The organism is Chitinophaga sp. H8, from assembly GCF_040567655.1.
GTDB classification, from domain to species: Bacteria; Bacteroidota; Bacteroidia; order Chitinophagales; family Chitinophagaceae; genus Chitinophaga; species Chitinophaga defluvii.
Window position 1 is genome coordinate 2452832 of the sequence record NZ_JBEXAC010000001.1, and the last position, 24129, is coordinate 2476960.

Sequence of the window (24129 nt, forward strand, 5' to 3'; positions counted from 1 at the left end):
TTTGCTTTTAAGAGGACTAAAAGGATAAACTAAGGTTCAAACCAATACTACGCACCGCAGGTAACATCCCTGTTTCTATTCCCTGGTAATTGCTGGTACCTATGGAAGCTTCGGGATCTACCGGTAGTGTACGTTTTCCTATGCCTGGTATATCCAGGAGAGATTTCCCTCTGTACAGGAAGAAAAGATTACGACCGGTAACAGACAACCGTGCATTCTTCAGCAGTTTGTGATTCAGATCAAAATTGTATCCCAATGAAAGCTCTCTTAAACGGAAGTTGGTAGCACTATAGGCAAAAAACTCTCCGTATCCGTTACGACCACCCTGCGAAACACTTGTCCATAACTGTTCTGCTGTAATAGCAGTGGTATTGGAACTGCCATCCGCTTTTACACCTGGTAAGATTAAACCTCCATCCCGGTATTTAGCTGTATAATCTCCTACTCCATAATAAGCCAGGAAAGCATCTGTTCCTGATACTACAATACCACCCACACGACCATCAATCAGGAAAGACAGGTTGAATTTTTTATACAGGAAAGTGTTGCTCCAGCCTAATGTAAAATCAGGATTAAAATTACCCAGCTTTTGCAGCGGGGTTACTACGGGCAATCCTTTATCATTTACCAGGTACTGTCCGGTTTTATCATCCTTTGCCCAGGCATAATCATAAATATCTCCATAGGATTCCCCTGGCTTTATCAGCAATCGGCCCAATGTTCCGGAAGCAGAAAGTTCTGTCTGCTCTAATCCCGGAATTAAAGACAGCACCTTGTTTTTATTCCGGGCAAAGTTTACTGCCGTATTCCAGGTCAGCTCTTTACTGCGTACCGGGGTGCCTGTCAGCATGATTTCTATACCCTGGTTCTGAATATCCCCTACATTGATATATTGCTGACTGAAGCCTGTTGCCTGTGGCAGCCCCACAAAAATCAGCTGATTAATCGTATTAGTCTTATAATAGGTGGCATCGATGCCAATACGTCCATCCAGGAACTTCCACTCTACACCCGCTTCATAAGCTTTGGTTCTCTCAGGTTTCAGATCAGGAATTGATTTGGTGTTATCTCTTGTCACAAAGCCGTTTCCAGCACCTAAAGTGAAATTATATCGCTGCATCAGCAAATAAGGATCCGCATCATTACCTACTTCTGAGTAAGATGCCCTTACTTTACCAAAAGACATCCAGGATGGCAATTCCGTCATATCTGATATTACAGCTGACAAAGCCACGGATGGATAAAAATAGCTGTATGGAGGAGGTAACGTAGAGGACCAGTCATTTCTGGCACTTACATCCAGATAAAGATATTGTCTGAAATCAAGTTGGGCACTTCCATAAACAGATTGAATTTCCTTTTTATAGGGTATACTGGTAAAGGCAGGTGTAGTAGCAAAATTAAGATCGAATTTGTTGGGAATGCTCAATCCATTAGCCAGCGATTGTGTGTTGCCCCCTTTAGTGGTTTGTACACTGGCACCTACATTATAGTTGATACCAAAATCACCAGACAGCTTATTGTTACCGGATAACAGCACATCCATATTACGCTCCTGCCGGCTGATCAGTCCTTCCAGATACCGTCCGCCCGGTAATACCGTCATGGCTAAGGTACCATCGTAATAAGAACCTCTGATCTTATCATCATACTTATCCAGGCTGTAACGTCCCTGTACACTCAGCCAGTCAGTCAGCTGATACTTAGCAGATCCCAGCAGGGTAATCCTGTTACGTTCTTCATTTAAACTGGTCCTGTTTACATCCCAGTAAGGATTCATAAAAATAGAAGAGTTGGTCCAGTATACCGGAATAGGTTTTCCCATAGCATCATAACGCTCAAATATCCTTAAAGAATCCGGACTCAGATCCCGTGGCATTATAGTAGCTTCATTTACCACCCCATTATCACCCAACCGTGGTTTATTCTTTATTTGCTGGTTCATATAGGTCACCTTCACATCCGTTGTCAGCTTTGGGATGATAGTAGTAGACAACCGCAGGTTGAGCGTATTTCTATCCAGGCTGTTATTAGGAACGATTCCCTTGGTGCTGTTATTGGTATAGGAAGCATATCCTCTTACGTTGTCTGTACCTCCGGAAAAATCAATGGAATTATTAATGGCAGTACCTGTTTGATAAAAATCACGGACATTATTTGCATAAGTCTTTGCGGGTGCTCCCCAGCTTTCGCCTGCCTGCGCACCATACTGCCCTTTATTACCCCGGCCATAAGTATTCTGGAATTTCATCAGCAGATTAGGCTGGTCTACAGAAATGCTTCCATTGTAATTCACTGCCATGCGGCCACTCTTTCCGCTTTTAGTAGTAATGATCAAGGCCCCGTTTGCAGCGCGGCTGCCATACAATGCAGCAGCGGCCGCACCTTTCAGCACCGTTACTGATTCCACATCCTGTGGGTTGATGCTGGAAGCACCATCACTTCCTGAGTATCCACTGCTTAAACTTTTCATCTGTGTACCAATGGTATTGGCGGAGCCGCCACCACCCCGTTCACTTGTCATATTATTATCCAATGGTACTCCATCCACCACAATCAGCGCATTATTATTACCGGTAAGAGAGCGATTACCTCTTAATACCACCCGTACAGCGCCGCCAGGCCCGGTAGAGGCTGGTGTGATAACAGCGCCTGCTACTTTACCACTCAGGCTGTTCATAATGTTTGCGCTGGGATCTTTCACCGCATTCAGATTAGCACCGGTAAGCTGTTGCGTAGAATAACCCAGTGAACGCGTTTTACGCTCAATACCTAATGCGGTAACTACTACTTCACTTAGTTTAGAAGTAGACAATACTAAGGCAACATCAATACTTTGTTTGCCTGCGACAGAAACTTCCTGTTTTTCATAACCGATAAAGGAAAATACCAACACTGCATCCGCAGCAGCTGAAATGGTATACTTACCATCCGGATCGGTAGTGACACCATTAGGCGTACCTTTTACGCTTACACTTACCCCCGGAACCGGCGACTGGTTGGCAGCATCGCGTACCGTTCCTTTTACAGGCTGGTTTTGTGCGGAGACCTGCCATGGCATGGCCAAAACAAGTACTAGAAGGAAATAGAGATTGAATGTTAGATGCATCCGCTTTTTCATACCGTTTTTTAATTTAATGAGTGATCCTGGTTGGCTTAAATTCTTCCCTCAAAATACACCCGGTAACTACTACCATCAAATAAATCGCCGAGAACGTTACCGAAAAACGCGCCCATTCCTACCGCTTAATCAATCTTTTTTATTATATTTATTAATTCGTTCCAATCAGACCTGTAAGAAGCATGCGGAGACACTATGCAACAATAAAAGACATTGCCCTTGCCTTAAAGATTTCCGTATCTACAGTATCGCGTGCACTAAGAGATACTTACGATGTAAGCGCAGCTACCAGGCAATTGGTACTGGATAAGGCAGCGGAGTTAAATTACAAGCCTAATTTCAATGCTACAGGCCTGGTGCAAAGCAGCACCCACAACCTGGGGGTAATTCTTCCGGGTATTACCAACTACTATTTCTCTACCGTTTATACCGGTATACAGGAAGTGGCCTACAGCCATGGATATAATATCATTCTGTATGTTACCAACGACGCTGCAGAAAGGGAGATCAACATTGTAAAAAACCTGACTTTAAGCAGCCTGGATGGCCTGCTCGTGGCAGTTTCCTCTCAGGCGGATTCCTGCCAGCATTTCCAGGAAGTAATTGATGATGGCGTGCCGGTAGTGTTCTTCGACCGGGTAGCAGAACATATTACTACTTCCAAAGTGATGCAGGATGATTACAACGGGGCTTTTGAAGCAACAGAACATCTTATTGCCAATGGCTATACAAAAATTGCGCATATTGCCGGACCACAGGGACTTACCTTCACGGAAAAAAGATTGAAAGGTTACCTGGACGCACTGCGTAAACATAAATTACCGGTAAAAGAAGAATGGATCATTCATTCCGGTTTTTCCCAGGATTGCGGCACACAGGATATGCAGCAACTATGGCAACTTCCCAAAAAACCGGATGCTGTTTTTGCAGTTAATGACCGGAAAGCAGTGGGTGCCATGCTGGCCTTAAAACAGATGAATGTACAAATAGGTAAAGAAGTGGGGGTAGTCGGATTCACAAATGATCCCGTTGCTGCCATTATCACACCTTCTCTGAGCACCATTGCTGAGCCTGCATTTGAAATAGGTAAAGTAAGTTGCCAGCTATTATTAAATCACATTAAAAAGAAAAGGTTTATACCGGAAGAAGTCATTTTGCCTGGCAAACTTATTATCCGGGAATCCAGCAAACGGGATTAACCGCTATCCCGGTCCCTGCGCCTTATGCAAACTAATACAGATGAAATCCATGAATACTAAAAAACACAGGATCAGCAACCCTACCCTATGGCTGACAATATTATGCCTGCTGACAGGCAACCTGTTATTTGCACAGCACAAAGGATTACAGGTAATTAAAATCAAAAACACGCAGCAGCTGCATGCCTATTTTAAATACACCGGCAAAGACATTCCCCTTATTAGCGGCCACCGGGGCGGTACTACCAAAGGCTTTCCCGAAAACTGTATCGCTACATTTGAAAACACTTTACGGCATACACCTGCCTTCTTCGAAATAGATCCCCGCCTTACCAAAGACAGTGTAATTGTGCTGATGCATGATGCTACTCTCGACCGTACTACTACCGGCAAGGGAAAAGTGGCAGACTATACCTGGGAACAATTAAAAAAACTAAAACTAAAAGATTCGGATGGAAAGGTGACGCCCTACGGCATCCCTACCCTGGATGAAGTAATTGTCTGGAGTAAGGGCAAAACAATACTGAACCTGGATATAAAGGATGTTCCCCTGGAAATGACCGCCCAAAAACTACTGGAACACGAGGCCTTCTCGCATGTTATGCTGACGGTACATACAGCAGATCAGGCAAAGTACTATTTAAGTCAGCACAAGGATGCCATGTTCTCTGCTTTTGTAAAAACGCCGGCGGCCTTAAAAACCTATGAAGCAGCAGGCATTCCCTGGACACAGGTGATGGCATATGTAGGCCCACACAACAAACCGGAAAATAAAGAAATGTATGAATTACTGCATCAGCGGGGTGTTATGTGCATGATCTCTGCGGCACCTACTTATGATAAGCTTCCCCGTGCTACTGCCCGGGAAACAGCTTACCGTAATATTATCCTGGATGGTGCTGATGTAATAGAATCCGATCTGCCCATTGAAGCAGCTACTGCCATCCAGCCATTGCTTCCGGCTAAAAGCGCTAAACAACATTTTTTTGGCAAACGCAAATAATAGCTGTTTTCGGCACCTTAAAAAAACAATGTACACAAAGAGATCCCTACTTTTGTGCCTGCTTAATTTATATCCATGTATTTTTTCCGTTTTACCGCTGGCATACTGTCCAAAACATACCATATCCTGACTTCCCGGAAACAGGAACAAAAATGGGCCACCCACTACGTAAAACAATTGGAACAACAACTGGGTGGCCAACTGGATGATTTTACATTTAAAAAGGTAGTAACCAGCTATGCCATCTATATTCCGATGATGTGCGATGCCTTTACACTGTTGAGAAACAGGCTTACCAACAACCAGGAAAAAGAAAGGATGCTGCATTATTTCATATGCAGCTCTTTATTTGATAACTTCTGCGACCGGGCCGAGCTGACAGCAGATGAGCTGTACAGCATTTCCTTTGAACCGGAAGTATATCAGCCCCGTACTTTTGATGAAAAACTATTCCTGCATTCCCATCGCCTGCTACAGGCTTATGTAAAGGATAAGACCTTCTACAGTGAGGTTACCAGGCAATTATACAAAGCACAGGAAGACTCTGCACTACAATTTGATAAAACAGTCAGCAACGATGTGATAGCACAGATCACTCTGGATAAGGGAGGCTATTCTGTTTTGCTTTGTCATTTTTACCTGGACGAGCAGGCATCTCCGGCAGAAAAGCACTGCTGGTACCAGATCGGAGGTATTATACAACTGACGAATGATCTGTATGATATTTATAAGGATATCCAGGAAGGCTCAGAAACGCTTCCTAACAGAATGACAGATGCCCATGCGTTTAACCATTATTTCCTCGGGCTGGTTCAAAACATAAAGCAGGAAATTGCCGCATTACCGTTTTCCTCAAAACAAAAACAGGCATTTACCATTTCCATGATGGGGATCTGCTCCCTGGGCAGCATGGCATTACGGCAGTTAATGCAACTGCAAGGCACAGCAGCTATACTCCCGCCCTTCTCTTCTCTTCCAAGAAAAGCCCTGATCATTGATATGGAAAAACCGGCTAATCTCTGGTATTGTATCAAAACAGTGTATCAGCAAGCGAAATAAACGGAACATACGCAAGCCTATCCCATATACTTAAAAAACAACATAGACAAGATGCCCATCAGCATCACAATCTTGATATGCTTACTCAGTTTATGGTAATCTGCTGCATTTTGCGCCTGAAATAAATTTCTTAAGATGCTCAGCAAGGGAAAGAGGATGAAAATGAAAGCATAAACAATAAAAAGCCACCAGAGGGAAGCACTCAGGAATATCCCCGTAACGAGCAACATTAAGATCAGTACCACCAGCCAGGTGGCTACAAAAACACGGGAAGCACTGAGCCCCCATACAATGGGCATAGTTCTGCAACCATACCGGCTATCCCCGTTAATATCTTCCATATCCTTTATCACTTCCCTGATCAGGGACACGATGAAAGCAAAAGCGGTGTATAAAATAGTGAGGAGAAAGATCCTGTTCAGGTTAAACGTCAGGTATTGTGCAGCCTCGGGCCATTTCAGGTTGTCTTCCAATATAGCCAAAACAGTAATCGACCAGGCTGTAATCGCCGCTATCAGTATATTGCCGATCAGAAAACGTTTTTTCCAGATCCTGGAATAGAAAAACAATAACAAAATACAGATGATGGCACTTATGCCACCCGCGCGGGTAGTGGTACTCATATCTACATATACATTACACAGTATAGCCAGTATATTCAAAACACCATACCAGATTAAAGCCTGCCCCTTACTGATTCCATTCGTGATGAAAACCTTTCCCGGCTTGTTGACCAGGTCTATATCCAGATCAAAATAATCATTGATAATATATCCGGCGGCGGCAATAAATACATAAGAACATACTATCAGAAAAAAATGATAATCAGTTACTGTATGAGAAATATGGGCTGCTGAAAAGGCCGGATATAATACACAATACCGGAACATAATCTGTGTAAGAAAGATAAACACCAGGTTTGGCCAACGGATCAGCCCTAAAAATGCGATAGCCGCTTTCATTTGATAGGTAAGGTTTGGTTGACAGGTAACGGATATGAATATTAAATCTATAAAGACTTTAGCAAAACAAAATTAATATAATTCTTTTATCCTAACGGTATCTTCTTTGCCATACTTTGTACCAGTTCTTATTAGCAGGATAGTTCCGGTGCGAAGTCAGATTATTAAACAACATCGCTACCAGCAAAAGGATCAATACCCCGGACAATACAGGATTCAGCACATAGAAAAAACCCAGTTGCTGTATCTTTTCAGAGCCGATATTAGCGATCAATGCAGTTGCCCCACCTGGTGGATGCAGCGTTTTGGTAACTTGCATCAATACAATAGACAGGGATACCGAAAGCGCAGAAGACAGCCACAACTCATGTGGTATAAGACGATGAATAGCCACGCCTACCAGGGCACAGATCACATGCCCCCCTATCAGATTCCTCGGTTGCGCCAGCGGGCTGTTAATAATACCATACACCAATACAGAAGAAGCGCCAAAAGAACCAATCAGGAATAAGTTGTCCGATGCACTGAAATACTGGCTGTTTAATAAGCCGATCAAACCAATTCCACAAAATGAGCCGAGAAATGTCCACAATTGTTCCCGGTAATCAATCAATGTTTCTTTATAATATATGACCCTGGCTTTACGCAAGTGCCTTTTTAACTGCTTCCTCATATAGCGCTGAAAGGGCGCAATATTATAACATTTACATGAAATCTAATAGTCCTCCTGCCATAAAATGATCCCGGCAATAACCCTTCAATAGCTAAAGGAACCCCGCTTTTCCCATCCCGGCGGCATACCTTTTGTAATAAAAGATGATATGAAAAGCGCAATGATCATCCCCCTGATGCTGTATGTACTTATAACAGGCTGTGACCTGCAAAAGAAAGATGTCACCGGGGAGGTGACGCCCCGCAATTACAGTATTAATAAAACAAATGCCTACAATAATCTTTTCCTGGATAGCATGGCAGTAGAAAAATTCATTACCGGCCAGCACTTAAATGATACGATTGCCAGCGCCATGAGAAGTTTCTATAATGCCCGCAATTTTCAGTTTACCTGGTTTGCCGGTAATGGCCTCACAGAACAAGCCCTGGGTTTCCGCAGCCTGTATGATTACAGTAAAGACAGCAGCGATAAGAACAAAGCACTGGAAAACCGGCTGGATGCACTGATGATAGAAGATTCGCTTGTGGTAGCTGCTACAGATCCTGTCTTTATCAAAACAGAATTACAACTAACACAGCGTCTTATCAATTATTTTATAGCTACCTATCAGGACAAAAACATCCGTATCCGGCAGCTGGAACAGTTAATTCCTATTCAGAAAACAACCGTACTCCAGTTGGCAGACTCTGTACTGGCGAATAACAACAGGGATACCAAACGCTATGATGCAGCCCATACCGCTTACCACCTGATGAAGCAACAACTGCAACAATACCGGGAGATTGCCGGCAAAGGCGGATGGGATTCCCTCCTGCTTACCAGCAAAAAATTTAAGAAGGGAGACCAGGATCCTATTATCGCACATTTCAAGAAAAGATTGTCTGTTACCGGGGAGCTGAAAGATCAGGACACCTCCGGAACATTTAATGAACCGCTGGAAAATGCAGTAAAAACGTTCCAGCAACAGCATGGTTATACGAGTGATGGGGTGATTACTCCTGCATTGGCAGCAGAAATGAATGTACCGGTACTAGCCCGGATACAGCAATTACTGATCAATATGGAAAGGATGCGCTGGATGCCGGATCAGCCTGCCGGCAAACTGATCCTGGTGAATATTCCCGAATTTATGCTGCATGCTGCGGAGGGCAACAACAAAGCTTTTGATATGGAAGTGGTAGTGGGCAAAGAAGGCCACAGTACCACCATGTTCTCCGGTAAATTAAATCAGATTGTTTTTAGCCCTAACTGGAATATACCAGCCAGTATTGTACGCAAAGAAATACTGCCGGCTATTGACAGGAATAAAAACTATCTGCAGCAAAATAATATGGAAGTTACCGGAGAAAGAAACGGCCTACCTGTCATCCGCCAGTTGCCCGGCAGGAAAAATGCCTTGGGCAAAGTAAAATTCCTGTTCCCCAACAGCTTTAATATCTACTTTCATGACACCCCGGCAAAAGGCTTGTTTAATAAGGACAACAGGGCATACAGTCACGGATGTATCCGTTTGGCCGATCCTGTTAAAATGGCTTCCTGGTTATTGGAAGACAACACCAGATGGACTGCCGAAAAAATTGATAGTGCCATAAACCTCACAAAAGAAAAATATGTAAAACTGGAACATCCGGTGCCAGTACTGATTACCTATTATACGGCATGGGTAGATGAAAAAGACATGCTCCAGTTCCGGAAGGATATCTATGGGCATGATAGTAAACTGGCAGCCAGGATGTTTTACTGATAGCTTTTAGCTGTTGGCCTTTAGCGCTTAGCAATTGTGTTATGCTGGATAAACGTTGTAACTAATTACTTTTATAGTGAATGAACTACGCAGTTAAAAGCTAAAGACTAATAGCTAACAGCTCAAAAAATCACGCATTATTAGCTAATATCCTCGAATGTTTTGCATAAAACTTATCCGGGCTGTATAAAAACAGACAGGTACCATTCCGGATACTTTCAATAATTTTCCGGTGCAATACCTGTGGAATGGCCGGGCAGCCTAAACTCCGGCCAATATATCCCTGACTGCGGGCAAATCGCTCATTTACATAGTCAGCACTATGCATGACAATTCCCCTGCTCATCGCATTATCATTAATACCTTTCTCCTCTCCTTGCAAACGCAGGGAATAACCATGCTCTCCCCGGTATGTTTCAGCCGTAATATAAAACCCTAAACTGCTTTTATAACTGTCGGGCTCATTGGAAAATGTGGTAGCTGTTTCCCTCCCCGAATTCCTGCCATGAGATACCAGCGTATTGAACAATAGCTTTCCCTGGCGCAGATCAATCACAAACAACCTTTTTTTACTGGAAGGAAGGCTGAAATCAATAATACTAAGAATATCTTCCCGTTTGATCCTGCCGGACAATAATAAATGGTTATACCCCTGAACAGCATAATCAAAAGCTGCGGGAGAAAGTCCGAGACTATCCAGGGCTAATTTTTCATATAATGCCGGCAGATCCTGTGCCGACCGCTTTTCCAATACTGGTACAAGTGCAGTGGCAGACGTTAAGGTAGCGGCAGGTGCATGTTGCGCGTTGAAAAAGAATGCCATCAACACCCCACTACCCATTAAAAAGAATAATATTTTTTTATATATGGGTAACTTCATACTTTATCACTTCTTTAACAATTTGATGATTATTAACCACTTAGAACACATTGTTTGTGAAAAAATTGTGCCCGGAGCGATAAAAAAGACATAATTACAGGGTTTTAACAGTTCTCTGACATTTCCCTGTGTTTAACGGCTTTTTTGACACTCATTCACTAGAAAATGGACAATACGACAAGCATTTCCGGTAGATGCTGCATTTTTTTCAGGTGCTATCCTCATCCATAAATGATGCTTTCCGGGTGTTAAACCATCTCCCAATAACAAATACCATGGTAAATGCAGGGAAGCACTCCACTGGGTATAAAGGTCCCTGGTTTGTACTGGTCCATCATCAATACGATATTGTATCATTCCGGCATCCGGACCTGAAATAACAGACACCCCTACTGCATCTCCGTCAAAAGGCAGCTCAAAAGAAGCGCCTGCTTTTTCGCCTACCAACATTGGTACATTAGTAAACCCTTCCCGTGTGGGAGTTTTATCTGATGGATGCCAGTTCGCTTCCTGTATGAAATCCTGTAGCTGAATAGCCGTATTAACCGGTAAATAATCCCCCTGGCTGTAATTCACGACGTCCGCTGGCCTGGGTAAGGCGTAAGTGGTTAATTGCCGGGGGGCCTTCCCTGATAATTGTTTTTCCAGCAACTGCCTGATCGTGTTAAAATATAATTCCTGCCCGAATGGCGAAGGATGCAGGTCTTTGAAATCATTTTCCCAGGTAAACTCTCCGTTATCTATACGACGGGTTACTTCTTCCGCCAGGTTAATAAACGGGAGATGGTACCTGGTAGCCATCGCGGCATGCACCCCTACTTCTGCCGGTATTTTCCCATTCCGGTAATCAGCCATTTTATCTTCATCTGCAAAAGCCATCAGCACAATATCCATATACCTGTTGGCCGTACGCGCATGCCGGATAATTCCTTCCAATGCACGTTGCTGTATAAGTTGCGGCGTACCATTTACATGGTCATTTACTGCCGACTCTATCAACAGCAGATCTATTCGCCCTTTATCCAGCACGTCATTTTTTAAACGGAACACATGAGGTAAACTGCCAAGCGATGGAATACCGGCATTGATGCAGGTGATCTTCGCATCCGGATACCTTGCCTGCAGATAGGCACTTACATTACCCCGCCATCCGGTCATATTAGTAATAGAGCCTCCCAGGAAAGCAACATGCAGGGTTTTATCGTGATGGATACGGTAACGGGCATTACCTAACGGAGCGGATTGTATAAATGCTGCACTATTCAGCGGTTTCTTGTCTTTTACCACCTGCGATAATACAGGCTGTATAAAACTGTTGTCAAAAAATAAGGTGATCGTAACAATACCCGCTAAAATAAAGTGCCTGCTCATAACCTTTTTGCTTTCGAATAATGCTCCAAAATAAGCTTTGCACCAGCTAAAAGGGAATAGAATATTACCGCAGTATGGCTAAATATTAACGGGTATTACAGCTCCCAGCCCAACTGTTGCTTTCCAGCATCACTCATCCGGTCTATGCTCCATTTAGGATCCCATACCAGCGTTACAATGATCTCCATATCAGGAAATCCCGCTTTCAATGTTTCCTCCACCTGTAACACAATCATTTTACCCATAGGGCAGGCTTTGCTGGTCAGCGTCATGTCTATAAAAAGCTGTTGTGCTGCGGGCTCCACATGTATTCGATACACCAGTCCCATATCTACAATGTTTACACCCATTTCAGGATCATATACGTCCAGCAGCTTCCACAATACCGTTTGCTGGATTAAACTACCTCCTAACTGTGTATCTGACAAAATATCCATGGCACAGCATTTTACTGGGTAACTACCCGGTGAAACAATATTTTCCAAACATTCAGATTATAAAACACCGCAGTAGCCACCACACCGGCAGTACCCGTCCATAATAGCCAGGAAACTGAAAAAGCGATGCCTGCCAGGCTAAGGAGATACCCAGGCATATAGCAATACAGCTGGATACGTACCCATCGCTCATTGTACAGGTCCCTGGGTAAAGTATGTGTGCGCACTTTTCCGATGAGTGGCTGATAACGCTGCATCCATACAATATAGGGCAAAGTCTTAAAGGTTTGTCCTAATATCAGCATGGTGATAAATCCCATAAATATGCTATATCCATACAGGTTGGCCAGCTGTATCTCTTCCGTCAGCATCCTGCCATTCCATAGTTTTAACCCAAAGAAACACAGCGCAGGCAATAACATGCTACCTACTGCTACCATGCTCTGTTGCATGGGCGCATCCATTTTTTTACGCCCGGCTTTTTTATACGCATCCGCAACGAAGTAAAGAAAGCTGCCTATGCCTGTCAGAATGAATAGGCCATATATCCAGGCCCGCTCATAGGTATGAAAAAACAGGCTATCTGCTAACAACAATACTAATCCTGCATTGATACAATAATAAGCTACCTGTATACGCCGGAAAGAAGTGATCTCCGATAATAAAAACATAGGCAGCAATTTGGTTCCTACACCAATGATCAGTAAGAGAAACCAGCCTGCTATACCAATATGTGCATGTAACTGCAGATAGTGCAAATGTATTTCGGGAAGAAAGGCATAACGCAGGTTGAATACCAGCAATACTCCCAACACACCGGTTAGGGTAAGCCAGATCGTAGCAGTGACCAGGCACTCCGCCGCTATTCCCTGCTCTTTTTTTATCCTGGCAGTACAATACATATTTACAGTATAAGTACACAAGGCAAGCAAAACAAGGATGGCCCCCAGTTGCATACACCATCCGATATCAAATTGCCAGAAGGAACAAACCAGTAGTACTACGCCGGGCAACAAAGTAGCAAAAGTAAAATACCCCAGCCGGTTGCTATACAGATTCACATCCAGCAATACAGGCAATAACTGATAAGAGGCACCCGTAATAATCATAGTACCCCATCCCAGTGCGAGTAAATGAGTAATGGCCAGTAAACGGGGTTGAAAATAGTGTCCTTTAAATACGGCCACCGATAAAAAGATGAATATACTGGCTACCAACAGCGCAATAGCTCCCGCACCATAATGAAGTAATATCAGTCTGAGATCCGGTGCCTGGGTGGTAGTCCTGTTCATATCCTTTGCTTATATCGTTTGCGATGAAGCGTGTATCTCTAAATGCGCTTTGTAAATCAGTAGCTGTACATGCTGTTGCCCTATGCTTCGCTGTACATATTTATAACCTCTTAGCTGTAATTCAGGAAACAACAGCAAAGGTACTTTCCGGTGTTCTACCATGAGTAGCTGATGGGGCGCCAGCGTAACCAGGGATTCCAATATGGTTACCATGGGTAATGGCATTTCCAGCAGCCGTACATCAACCACTACCATATGCCCCTCATATTGCTGCAATAGCTGTTCAAATGATGTGTCATCTATAGTAATCCCGGCTGTTGGCCTGGCTACTACCGCTGTATCATTCATCTTCTTGAAAAAGGTATGTACCTCCTCTGTAGTGATCTGTTCTACTTTACAGGTAAAGCTTTTCTTCTCCAGTATCTTTATAAGTGGCAGCGGGACAAAAGAATTAACCAGACATAATGTTTGCCCTGGCAACATTCCATTTACACATTGCATAATCTTTTTAAAAGGATCTGTGCCTGCCGCAAGATCTGCTCTAACATCCAGCAATACCGCCTGTGCTTTATCGGCATCTGCAATAGCGGCAGACAACAGCAAATCTGCCGTGGATATAGCCGAAGGACTAACTCCAATTGCCGGCGACGAAGCTGATCTTTCTGTATTTATATCTGCTGCCGGTAATACAGCAGCAGCAACCGGTGCAGTGATATGCTCGCAAACAAAACCAATATCCGTCAGCTTTTCAAACAAAACCGCTATATCACAATTACCAATCCTGGCTGCCTCAGCTACTGTTACCCGGTTGGCCAGCAACTTCCGCAATACAGGATTACGCAGCTTCTCAAAATGTTTGTTTACGGAAGCAATAGCCGTAATGGCAGCAGGATTCTCCTTTATTATATGCCCTATTTTTGAACTAGCGGTAACAATCATACACTACAAAGGTAAGTAGCATAATAATAAAAGACAAAACTATCTTTTATTATAATTATAATCCGGCTACCGGAATACACGCCTTCCCTTCGCGAAGAGTTCTTCTTTTTGTTTCAGGCTTTGAATAGCGCGGATAACGGTTTCTACCCGCAGTCCTGTGAGGTCGGCAATTTTTTGCCGGGAGAGCTTTACTTCATAAGGTGTTCCCTTTTCGCCCTGTTCTTTCTTTAAAAAATCCAGGAGGGTTAGTATACGATGCTCAGGGTTATAACTGGAAATTTCCTTCATGATCATCGACTTATAAGCCAATCGTTTGGAAAGATTGCTCAGAATACTGACCTGTATTTCAAAATGATCTTTCAACAATACCAACAGCCGTTCATAGCTGATCCGCAGTAGTACCGTGGGCTGTAGTGCACGTGCAGAAGCGGGATAAGGAAATCCGCCAAACAGCGCAGGCTCCCCAAAACTCTGTCCCTCCGTAAAAATCCCCTGTATAAATTCTTTACCGCCATCACTAAGATTAAACATGACCATCTCCCCGCTTCTCACCTGGTAATAAAAAGTACTGCTGCTTCCTTCCTGGAACAGGACCTGTTCTTTCTGCAGTTTTTTCAGCGTAGCACCGTACTTCAATAATAACGCTTCATTAATCATAACAAATATGGGTTTTATGATCGTACGCATAAAAGTACTTCTTATCCCCCGGTAACTTTACACCGTTTTTAAACCGCAAAGTTATGTCGATTAAGAATTTATGGCTCACCCTCGGAATAGTTATTTTTGGTTCGTTTGCAGTATTAATCTTTTATGGCACTGAGTTGTACCGGCATGTTCCTCCTATTCCCAAAGCGGTAAAAAGCAGTGATGGCACTATATTATTTACAGAACAGGATATCAAAGACGGACAAAATGTATGGCAATCCATGGGAGGTCAGACAGTGGGCAGTATCTGGGGCCACGGCAGTTACATTGCACCAGACTGGACAGCAGATTATCTGCACCGGGAAGCATTACTGATGCTCGAAGGCATGGCTAAAGCAGACCAGCGGGAGTATCAGTCAATCGGAGAAGATCTGCAACGCATGTATCAGGTGAGGCTAAAAAATATGATTCGCGAAAACACCTTTGATAGCGTTACCACAATCACTACGATATCTCCCGCCCGGGCAGCTGCTTTCCGGCAACTGTCGGATTATTACGCCGGTTTGTTCATGAATGATCCGGCCTTTGCTACGCTGCGCTCACAATATGCTATTCCTGAAAATACCATCAAGGATCCGGAAAGAATGCGGCAAATGAATGCCTTCTTTTTCTGGTGTTCCTGGGTTTGCAGCACTAACCGTCCCGGCGAAACTGTCACCTTCACCAACAACTGGCCTGGTGAAGACCTGATCGGAAATACGCCTCCTCCTTCCCTGCAGTTATGGAGTGGATTCAGTGTATTGTTATTACTGGCCGCTGTGGGGTTGCTGATTATCTATCATGCACGCAACAAGGAAAAGGAGATGGACACCGCCGCATTGCCCAAAGAAGATCCGTTGCGCAACATGGTGCCTACGCCTTCCATGAAAGCTACTTTAAAATATTTCTGGATAGTTACCCTGCTGATACTACTACAAATGATATCCGGTGTCATCACTGCACACTATGGCGTAGAAGGAAATGGCTGGTATGGTTTTCCGTTGGCAGAGTATTTACCGGCTTCTGTAGCCAGAAGCTGGCATGTGCAGCTGGCCATTTTCTGGATCGCCACCTCCTGGCTGGCTACCGGCCTGTATATTGCGCCTGCTGTATCGGGCCATGAACCCAAATATCAACGTTTGGGGGTAAACGTATTATTTGGGGCCTTGCTGGTAGTAGTACTGGGTTCGGTAGTGGGGTTATGGATGGGCGTTATGCAGAAGCTGGGACTGGCGGATAACTTTCTATGGGGGCATCAGGGGTACGAATACATTGAGCTGGGCAGGGTGTCGCAAACGCTCCTCCTGGTGGGATTGATTATCTGGCTGGTGCTGATGCTAAGAGCTTTATTACCCGCACTAAAAGCCAGGCAGGAAAACCGCCACCTGCTCACGCTCTTTATTATTTCTTCTGTAGCGATTGCCGTATTCTATGCCGCCGGACTAATGTATGGCCGGCAAACACACCTGGCCATCGCAGAATACTGGCGCTGGTGGGTAGTGCATCTGTGGGTAGAAGGTTTCTTTGAAGTATTTGCTACCGTAGTTGCTGCTTTCCTCTTCTGCCGGCTGGGGCTGCTGGAAATTAAATCTGCCACCCATGCCGTGCTTTTTTCTACGATCATTTTCCTGGCCGGAGGCATTATCGGCACTTTCCATCACCTGTATTTCTCCGGTACGCCTACTGCAGTGCTGGCATTAGGTGCCACCTTCAGCGCACTGGAAATTGTGCCACTGGTACTGATCGGTTACGAAGCTTACCACAACTACCAGCTGAGCAAGTCTACCCGCTGGATCCAGGCTTACAAATGGCCCATCTACTGCTTCATCGCTATTTGTTTCTGGAACTTCCTCGGTGCCGGTATCTTCGGGTTTGCCATTAATCCACCCATTGCATTGTATTACATGCAGGGGCTTAACACCACTCCCCTGCATGGCCATGCTGCACTCTTTGGCGTATACGGCATCCTGGGTATCGGCCTCATGCTGTTTGTACTCCGGGGGCTTTATCCTGGTACAGTATGGAACGACCGCCTGCTCGGGTTTTCATTCTGGTCTATCAATATTGGTCTATTCCTGATGGTAATGATCAGCCTGCTTCCTATCGGTATCCTGCAAACCATTGCTTCAATACAACATGGATACTGGTATGCACGCTCACCGGAATTCATGCAAACAGATGTGATGCAAGTCCTCCGCTGGCTGCGGGTAATAGGCGACAGTGTACTGGCTGCAGGAGATTTGGCCCTGATTATATTCGTTATCGGCCTGAAAACCGGCTGGTCTTACAAAAAAGAAATTTACCCTGGTACTGTTCAACAAATGGTATCCTAACCACCTATCCTATGCAAATGAAAGTAAACGCCCTGTTATGCGGGGCGTTACTTTTTTGTTCGCGTAGCTGCTGCCGGCATACCATCGTACCCTGATACACGTTACCCCACTCCCAACAATTCTTACTGGTTATATTTTCAGCATATCAACCCGTACTGCAATCCACTAAAAGCAGCTACAATAAAAGCTAAGAAGTGATTTAAATCATACCCTGCATTGATGAATATCATAGATATTTCCTGCATTCAGATCTACTTTTGAATCATCAATATGAATGTTCCAACTATCTAGCCATGAGAAACAACAAACCACTCAAAAACACTGCTGCAAAAATGTTCAGCACCGGCATCCTTCTTTTACTGGCTACCGTAGGGTTTACTTCCTGCGGTGGTGTAAACGAAAAAAAAGCTGCTTATGAAAAAAACCAGGAAGCACGTATTGAAGGCGAAGTAAAAGCTATCTTGACAGATGCGCCGGAAGTACCAGCTGCGTTAAACCGGACTACCGCTACCAAGGTTATAGTAGACCTCGAAGTCATCGAACAGAATATGCGGCTGGCGGATAGTGTGGAGTATACTTTCTGGACATTTGGTGGTAAAGTGCCGGGTAAATTTATCCGGATACGGGAAGGCGACCTGGTAGAATTTCATTTACATAATCATCCGGACAATAAAGTACCCCATAATATAGACCTGCATGCTGTAACTGGCCCGGGTGGTGGTGCAGAAGCTTCGCTGACCGCTCCGGGACACTCTACCCAATTCTCTTTCCGGGCATTGAATCCCGGTCTTTATGTATACCACTGTGCTACAGCGCCGGTAGGCCTGCACATTGCCAATGGTATGTATGGCCTTATCCTGGTAGAGCCCAAAGAAGGGTTACCTAAAGTAGACCGGGAGATATATGTGATGCAGGGAGAATTTTATACAAAAGGAAAGTTTGGGGAAGCAGGATTACAGCCTTTTGATATGAACAAGGCAGTAGACGAAAAGCCCGAATACGTAGTATTTAACGGTGCAGTGGGCGCCAATGCAGGAGATAATGCCATCAGGGCCAAAACCGGGGAAACCATCCGTATGTATATTGGTAATGGAGGCCCCAACCTGGTATCTTCTTTCCATGTGATCGGAGAAATCTTTGATAAAGTATACCTGGAAGGCGGCAGTCTGATCAACCACAATGTACAAACAACGTTGATTCCTGCCGGTGGTGCGGCGATGGTAGAGTTTAAATGTGAAGTGCCCGGCACCCTGAACATTGTAGACCATTCTATATTCCGCACCTTCAACAAAGGTGCACTGGCACAGATCAAAGTAGAGGGCGACGAAGCACCTGGCATTTACTCCCATCAGCAAAGGGACAAACCCTACCTGCCCGCAGTGAGTGAAACAGGCATTGCACCTATACAGGCAGCCGCACCGGTAAAAGAGCTGAGCAAAGAAGAATTGATCACAAGAGGTAAAGCCATCTATCAGCAAACCTGTATGGCCTGCCACCAGGATAAAGGGCAAGGGCTGGCCAATGCATTTCCACCTGTTGCAGCATCCGATTTTCTGCAAGCCCGGAAAGATAAAGGAATAGGTATCCTGCTCCATGGATTACAGGGAGAGATCACGGTAAACGGTAATAAATATAACAGTGCTATGCCGGCACAAAACCTGAGTGCAGAAGAAATTGCCAGTGTGCTCACCTTCATCCACCAGCAACTCAACAACAAACCAATTATAGTAAGTACCAAAGAAGTACAGGCATTAAAAGATAAATAACAAAGATGATGTGGCAGAAAGTTCTCTTGCAGGTATCCACGGTGTTGATCATCGCTTGCCATCCAGGGCAGGCCCAGCAACAGGATGCAATGGTATTGATCCCTGGCGGGAACTTTCAGCCCTTCCTCCAGGAGCAACCCGGCAAAAAAGTGTATGTACCGGATTTTACCATCAGTACCGCACCGGTTACCAATGCACAGTTTCTGGAATTTGTAAAAGCCAATCCGCAATGGGCGAAGTCTAAAGTCAAACCCATCTTTGCCGACAGGAATTACCTGCAACATTGGAAAAGTGATGAGGATCCCGGCGACCAGGTACAATTGCAGGCACCGGTAACAAACGTTTCCTGGTTTGCCGCAAAAGCATATGCCCAGTGGAAAAATCAAAGGTTGCCGGTGATGAACGAATGGGAATATGCTGCGGCTATACCACCTGCCGGTAAACAACGGGGCGTGCCCCTGGAAAAAATTATCCTGGAATGGTACAGCAAGCCTACGCCTAAGACTTTGCCGCCGGTTACCACCGGGTATGTAAACACTGCCGGCATCTATGACATGTATGGCCTGGTGTGGGAATGGGTAGATGATTTTAATAACCTGATCATGAGCAATGACTCCCGTAGTAATGAAGTAGAAAAAAAATTTGTATGCGGTGCCGGTGCCTTAAATGCGGCAGACACCCGGGATTATGCCGCTTTTATGCGGTATGCCTTCCGCAACAGTCTTAAAGCTAACTACACAGTAAAAAATCTTGGATTCCGGTGTGCCGCAGACACAAAAAATATTCATAAGTAAAAACAAAGGTTATGAAAAAATATGCAGGATTATTCATCGCAGGTACTATCCTTATACTGGCCAGCTGTATGGAACACAAAACCATCCAGCTACCCGCTGCCTATACTACTAAAACAGCCCTGCCCGACAATTCCATTTATCAGGCAAAGCAGCAATGGCAAAACCAGGAAGGTGCCTCTTTTAACCTGGATACCCTCCGGGGCAAAAAAACAATCATTACCATGGTATTTACTTCCTGCGGATATGCTTGTCCGCGCATGGTGGAAAACCTGAAAGCCATAGAAGAAAAGCTGCCTGCTGCAAAAAAAGACCAGGTAAGGTTTGTATTGGTATCTTTTGATACCGAATACGATACGCCCGAAGTATTGAAAGCCTATGCACAACAATATCAGCTGGGCACCAACTGGACCCTGCTGAATGGTTCTGCTGCTGCAGTAAAAGAACTGGCCATGCTGCTGGATATCCGGTATCAGCAATTGTCTTCCGGAGGCTTCAGCCATAACAATAAAAAGATACTGCTGGATGAAAATGGCGTATTGTTATATACAGAAGATGGATTGGATAACAGTGAAGCAGCCATATTAGCCAAACTATAACAGCTATACCGGGAGCAAGCAAATCTGAATAAATAAAATGCAACAATGATTCAAATAATTTGAAACATTGTTGCATTTATTATATATTTGCTGCTCTTATGATAAAATGGAACCTGACAATTGGAGTACTGTTCAGTGCAGCAAGCCTGTGCGCGCAAAACCTTCCGTATAGCGATACTACCGCAATACGGCTGAAGAGCGTGGAAATAAAAGGTAACAAACCAGCTGCTCCTGCTACCACTACCATCACTACACTTTCCGGCACCGCATTGGATCACACCAAAGGCACTACCCTGGCACATGCTATTCAGGAAATTCCGGGAGTAGCCATGCTGCAAACCGGCGCTACTATAGCCAAACCCGTTATACATGGCTTGCATAGCAATCGTGTACTGATACTCAATAATGGTATCCCTCAGGAAGGACAACAATGGGGCTCCGAACATGCACCAGAGATCGACCCCTTCATTGCAAAGAAAATATCCGTGATCAAAGGAGCAGAAGCAGTACGTTACGGAGCAGCTGCTATTGGTGGGGTTATTATCATAGAACCCCCTGCATTGCCGGCTACCGCAGACATACACGGTGAAATAAACCTGGCAGGCATCAGTAACAGCCGTGCCGGTATCCTCTCCGGCATGCTGGATGGGGGCATAAAAAAGTGGCCGGGGTTTGGATGGCGTATACAGGGAACTTTAAAAAAAGCGGGTAACATTAAAACGGCTGATTACTATCTGAATAATACCGGGGTGCGTGAACATAATTATTCTGCCGCCGCAGGTTACAATGGTGCAAAAGCAGGTACAGAAATATTTTTCAGTCATTTTAATTCCGGCATAGGTATTTTCAGAGGGGCGCATATAGGCAGTATCAAAGATCTGTATGAACGTTTTAAAAATGGCAGGCCATTTGAGGAAGGCAGCTTCAGTTATGAAATAGACGCTCCCCGCCAACAGCTTTATCATCAGTTGTTGAAAGTAAAATCTTACCTGCAGCTGCATCCCTCCCATCGTTTACAACTGCAATATGGCTGGCAGCGTAACTCCAGGAAGGAATATGATATCCGTCGTGCCGGCCGTACCAGCCTGCCAGCCCTGGACCTGCTGCTCACTACCCACACCCTGGATATTACACTGGAAAGCAATTACCGGAAAGGATGGAAAACCATCCTGGGGGGAAATGCATTAAGCCAGGTCAACAATAGTATTCCCGGTACATATGCCACCCCTATCATTCCTAATTATGATACTTATGGTGCCGGAGTATACATGATTGTCCGGCAGGTAAAAGAAAAGTATGAGCTGGAAGCTGGTGTCCGGTATGATTATAAATACCTGGATGCCCTGGGATACGATAAAAATGAAAACCTGTATGGCGGCACTCATCAATTCAATAACGTGAGCGGCTCATTGGGTGCTTTATGGATTATTCACCCAAATCTCCAGCTACGGAGCAACCTGGGCTCAGCCTGGCGCCCCCCGGCGGTAAGCGAGCTGTACAGCAATGGCCTGCATCACGGGGCCGCAGCTGTGGAACGGGGCAACAATAACATGAAAAACGAACAGGGCTACAAATGGGTAAATACACTGGAATACAACACGGCTGCTTTATCCATCTCCTGGAATGGGTATATGCATTATATCCGCAACTATATTTATCTGCATCCGGCCATGGATACACTGGAAAGCCTCAGGGGCGCTTTTCCGGTATTCGATTACCAGCAAACAGATGCCCGTTTTTTAGGGATGGACCTGCTGGCAAAATACCGGATCAATACCTCTTTTACCTACGAACTAAAAGGCGCCATTGTAAAAGCAAAGGATATCAGCAGGCAGCAATACCTGCCCTGGATCCCTGCCGACAGACTGGAAAATACCCTGCGCTGGAATATACCCGGCAGTGAAAAAATAAAGGATGCTTACCTGCAGGTACAGGCCGTGCTCGAAGCCACCCAACCAAGATATACACCCGGCAGTGACTATGTAGCTCCTCCGGAAGGTTATCACTTGTTTAATCTGGGTACCGGGACAAAGTACCTGCTGGGAAAAAACACTTTAAGTATTCACTTTTCAATAGAGAATGTAGGCAACGTCCTGTATAAATCTTACATGAACCGTTTCCGTTACTATGCACACGATACAGGACGCAGTTATGCATTGCGTATCACGTACCGGTTTTAAGCGTATTCTATCACCATATAAAACATAATGTAAAATGCGTAAATTTTATCGCCAGCTATTGGCAGGGCTGCTTATTGGCTTAACTTTCTTCAGCGCCTGCAGCAAAAAAGACAATCCGGTACCGGAAGTAAACCAGGAAGAAGCGGATGCTGCCGTGTTCAACTTTATCCTGCTGGAAAAACATAATGATCATTACCATGAAAAAAAGGATACTGTAAAGGTGTCTTTTGACAAAACAGGACATGCCTCTCCTCACCATATGCATCTCACCGAAGGAGAACACTACCGCCTCAAAATTGTGATGTATTACAAAGGGAAGGATATTACCAAAGAATATACCGATGAAGGCAATATCCATCAGTTCTTCTTTGTACCTACTAAAGAAGGATACCTGGATTACGTGTATGAAGACAAAGATGCCAAAGGCAGAGGCATTGGCTTTACCGGCATTGTAAAAGTACTGAAAGCAGATGGCGGTGCCTTTGACCTGAAAGCTGTTCTGAAACATGGCCTGAACAAAGACCATCCTGCCGCAAAGGCATGGAACAATCCCAAGTTCATGGATGCTGGCGGAGAAACCGATTTTGAAGGTGAATTTGAGATCCATCCATCCCCTGCCGGTCCCGGGCATGGAGAGCACGAAGGAGATTAACTAATTAATTATCAATCAGATAGACAACAAACACATAATAAAACCCGCTACCACAAAGGGTCTCCATAGGGATAAGGTAGACATAAGGTAGACATAAAGTAGTGATAAGGTAGAGATAAGGTAGACATGGAGATGTCTACCTTATCTCTACCTTATCTATTTCTTATGACTATCTTAACACTCCTGTAAATTCCTTTTGTCTTCCTGTCCTCTATTTGAAAACGCCCTCTCTTTCCCGAAGCTCAGCTCCCGCATTTCGCTGGTTTTAAGCCTTACTAAGCATCTTATTTTCCCTGGAAGGTCATTTATACTCAAAAAAATAGCCCGCCAAATGGCGGGCCGTATATTCAGTTTTAAGCAGGGTTGCCCCTCTTCTATTTTCCTTTATTTTAGTTCTCAGGGGAAGCTTGCTGCTTTTCCGCAGCCTGAGTGACACAATCTGTG

The 24129-nt window shown here is 44.6% G+C and carries 19 protein-coding genes; 10 read left to right on the forward strand and 9 right to left on the reverse strand.

Annotated elements, in window-relative coordinates; genetic code table 11:
- Positions 1 to 16 precede the first annotated feature (16 nt).
- Complete coding sequence (locus ABR189_RS09235; protein WP_354660185.1) at positions 17 to 3121, reverse strand: SusC/RagA family TonB-linked outer membrane protein; 3105 nt, start codon at positions 3119 to 3121, stop codon at positions 17 to 19.
- Between the two features lie 182 nt (positions 3122 to 3303).
- On the opposite strand from ABR189_RS09235, the gene ABR189_RS09240 reads away from it, so the two are divergent.
- From ABR189_RS09240 to ABR189_RS09250, 3 genes are all read left to right on the forward strand, one after another.
- A complete protein-coding gene (locus ABR189_RS09240) occupies positions 3304 to 4320 on the forward strand; it encodes a LacI family DNA-binding transcriptional regulator (protein ID WP_354660186.1) in 1017 nt (338 codons plus the stop codon).
- Between the two features lie 49 nt (positions 4321 to 4369).
- Complete coding sequence (locus ABR189_RS09245; RefSeq protein WP_354660187.1) at positions 4370 to 5323, forward strand: glycerophosphodiester phosphodiesterase family protein; 954 nt, start codon at positions 4370 to 4372, stop codon at positions 5321 to 5323.
- A gap of 75 nt (positions 5324 to 5398) precedes the next feature.
- Positions 5399 to 6382 carry a hypothetical protein gene (locus tag ABR189_RS09250; RefSeq protein ID WP_354660188.1) on the forward strand — a complete coding sequence of 328 codons (984 nt, stop codon included), beginning with the start codon at positions 5399 to 5401 and terminating at the stop codon, positions 6380 to 6382.
- A gap of 17 nt (positions 6383 to 6399) precedes the next feature.
- Here ABR189_RS09250 and ABR189_RS09255 read toward each other — a convergent pair whose 3' ends face one another.
- Together ABR189_RS09255 and ABR189_RS09260 are read right to left on the reverse strand one after the other, a co-directional pair.
- On the reverse strand, positions 6400 to 7344 hold the full coding sequence (locus ABR189_RS09255) for a geranylgeranylglycerol-phosphate geranylgeranyltransferase (RefSeq protein WP_354660189.1): 945 nt from the start codon (positions 7342 to 7344) through the stop codon (positions 6400 to 6402).
- A 91-nt stretch (positions 7345 to 7435) separates the two neighbouring features.
- A complete protein-coding gene (locus tag ABR189_RS09260; RefSeq protein ID WP_354660190.1) occupies positions 7436 to 8017 on the reverse strand; it encodes an HPP family protein in 582 nt (193 codons plus the stop codon).
- 148 nt (positions 8018 to 8165) lie between these two features.
- Here ABR189_RS09260 and ABR189_RS09265 point away from each other — a divergent pair, with 148 nt between their 5' ends.
- Positions 8166 to 9761, forward strand: coding sequence for a L,D-transpeptidase family protein (locus ABR189_RS09265; RefSeq protein ID WP_354660191.1), 1596 nt, complete (start codon positions 8166 to 8168; stop codon positions 9759 to 9761).
- 130 nt (positions 9762 to 9891) lie between these two features.
- Here the strand turns inward: ABR189_RS09265 and ABR189_RS09270 are convergent, their stop codons facing one another.
- From ABR189_RS09270 to ABR189_RS09295, 6 genes are all read right to left on the reverse strand, one after another.
- Entirely contained in the window at positions 9892 to 10641 is a 750-nt protein-coding gene (locus ABR189_RS09270) for a murein L,D-transpeptidase catalytic domain family protein (RefSeq protein ID WP_354660192.1), read from the reverse strand.
- A 132-nt stretch (positions 10642 to 10773) separates the two neighbouring features.
- Complete coding sequence (locus ABR189_RS09275; protein ID WP_354660193.1) at positions 10774 to 12012, reverse strand: SGNH/GDSL hydrolase family protein; 1239 nt, start codon at positions 12010 to 12012, stop codon at positions 10774 to 10776.
- 95 nt (positions 12013 to 12107) lie between these two features.
- Positions 12108 to 12449, reverse strand: coding sequence for a metal-sulfur cluster assembly factor (locus ABR189_RS09280; protein ID WP_354660194.1), 342 nt, complete (start codon positions 12447 to 12449; stop codon positions 12108 to 12110).
- Between the two features lie 11 nt (positions 12450 to 12460).
- A complete protein-coding gene (locus tag ABR189_RS09285) occupies positions 12461 to 13741 on the reverse strand; it encodes a hypothetical protein (protein ID WP_354660195.1) in 1281 nt (426 codons plus the stop codon).
- 9 nt (positions 13742 to 13750) lie between these two features.
- The gene (locus ABR189_RS09290; RefSeq protein ID WP_354660196.1) at positions 13751 to 14680 is read right to left on the reverse strand and encodes a DUF2249 domain-containing protein; all 930 of its coding nucleotides are present in this window, start codon (positions 14678 to 14680) and stop codon (positions 13751 to 13753) included.
- A gap of 66 nt (positions 14681 to 14746) precedes the next feature.
- Positions 14747 to 15367 (reverse strand): Crp/Fnr family transcriptional regulator, encoded by a 621-nt coding sequence (locus tag ABR189_RS09295; protein ID WP_354660197.1) that lies wholly within the window; start codon positions 15365 to 15367, stop codon positions 14747 to 14749.
- A gap of 53 nt (positions 15368 to 15420) precedes the next feature.
- Between ABR189_RS09295 and ABR189_RS09300 the strand changes: the two genes are divergently transcribed.
- The 6 genes from ABR189_RS09300 (at position 15421) to ABR189_RS09325 (ending at position 23685) form a co-directional block, all read left to right on the forward strand.
- Positions 15421 to 17697 (forward strand): nitric-oxide reductase large subunit, encoded by a 2277-nt coding sequence (locus tag ABR189_RS09300; RefSeq protein WP_354660198.1) that lies wholly within the window; start codon positions 15421 to 15423, stop codon positions 17695 to 17697.
- Between the two features lie 293 nt (positions 17698 to 17990).
- Complete coding sequence (gene nirK, locus ABR189_RS09305; RefSeq protein WP_354660199.1) at positions 17991 to 19463, forward strand: copper-containing nitrite reductase; 1473 nt, start codon at positions 17991 to 17993, stop codon at positions 19461 to 19463.
- Between the two features lie 5 nt (positions 19464 to 19468).
- Complete coding sequence (locus tag ABR189_RS09310) at positions 19469 to 20257, forward strand: formylglycine-generating enzyme family protein (RefSeq protein WP_354660200.1); 789 nt, start codon at positions 19469 to 19471, stop codon at positions 20255 to 20257.
- A gap of 11 nt (positions 20258 to 20268) precedes the next feature.
- The gene (locus ABR189_RS09315; protein ID WP_354660201.1) at positions 20269 to 20853 is read left to right on the forward strand and encodes an SCO family protein; all 585 of its coding nucleotides are present in this window, start codon (positions 20269 to 20271) and stop codon (positions 20851 to 20853) included.
- A 98-nt stretch (positions 20854 to 20951) separates the two neighbouring features.
- Positions 20952 to 23033 carry a TonB-dependent receptor gene (locus ABR189_RS09320; protein WP_354660202.1) on the forward strand — a complete coding sequence of 694 codons (2082 nt, stop codon included), beginning with the start codon at positions 20952 to 20954 and terminating at the stop codon, positions 23031 to 23033.
- 34 nt (positions 23034 to 23067) lie between these two features.
- Positions 23068 to 23685, forward strand: a complete 618-nt coding sequence (locus ABR189_RS09325) for a hypothetical protein (protein ID WP_354660203.1) — start codon at positions 23068 to 23070, stop codon at positions 23683 to 23685.
- The last annotated feature ends 444 nt before the right edge of the window (positions 23686 to 24129 follow it).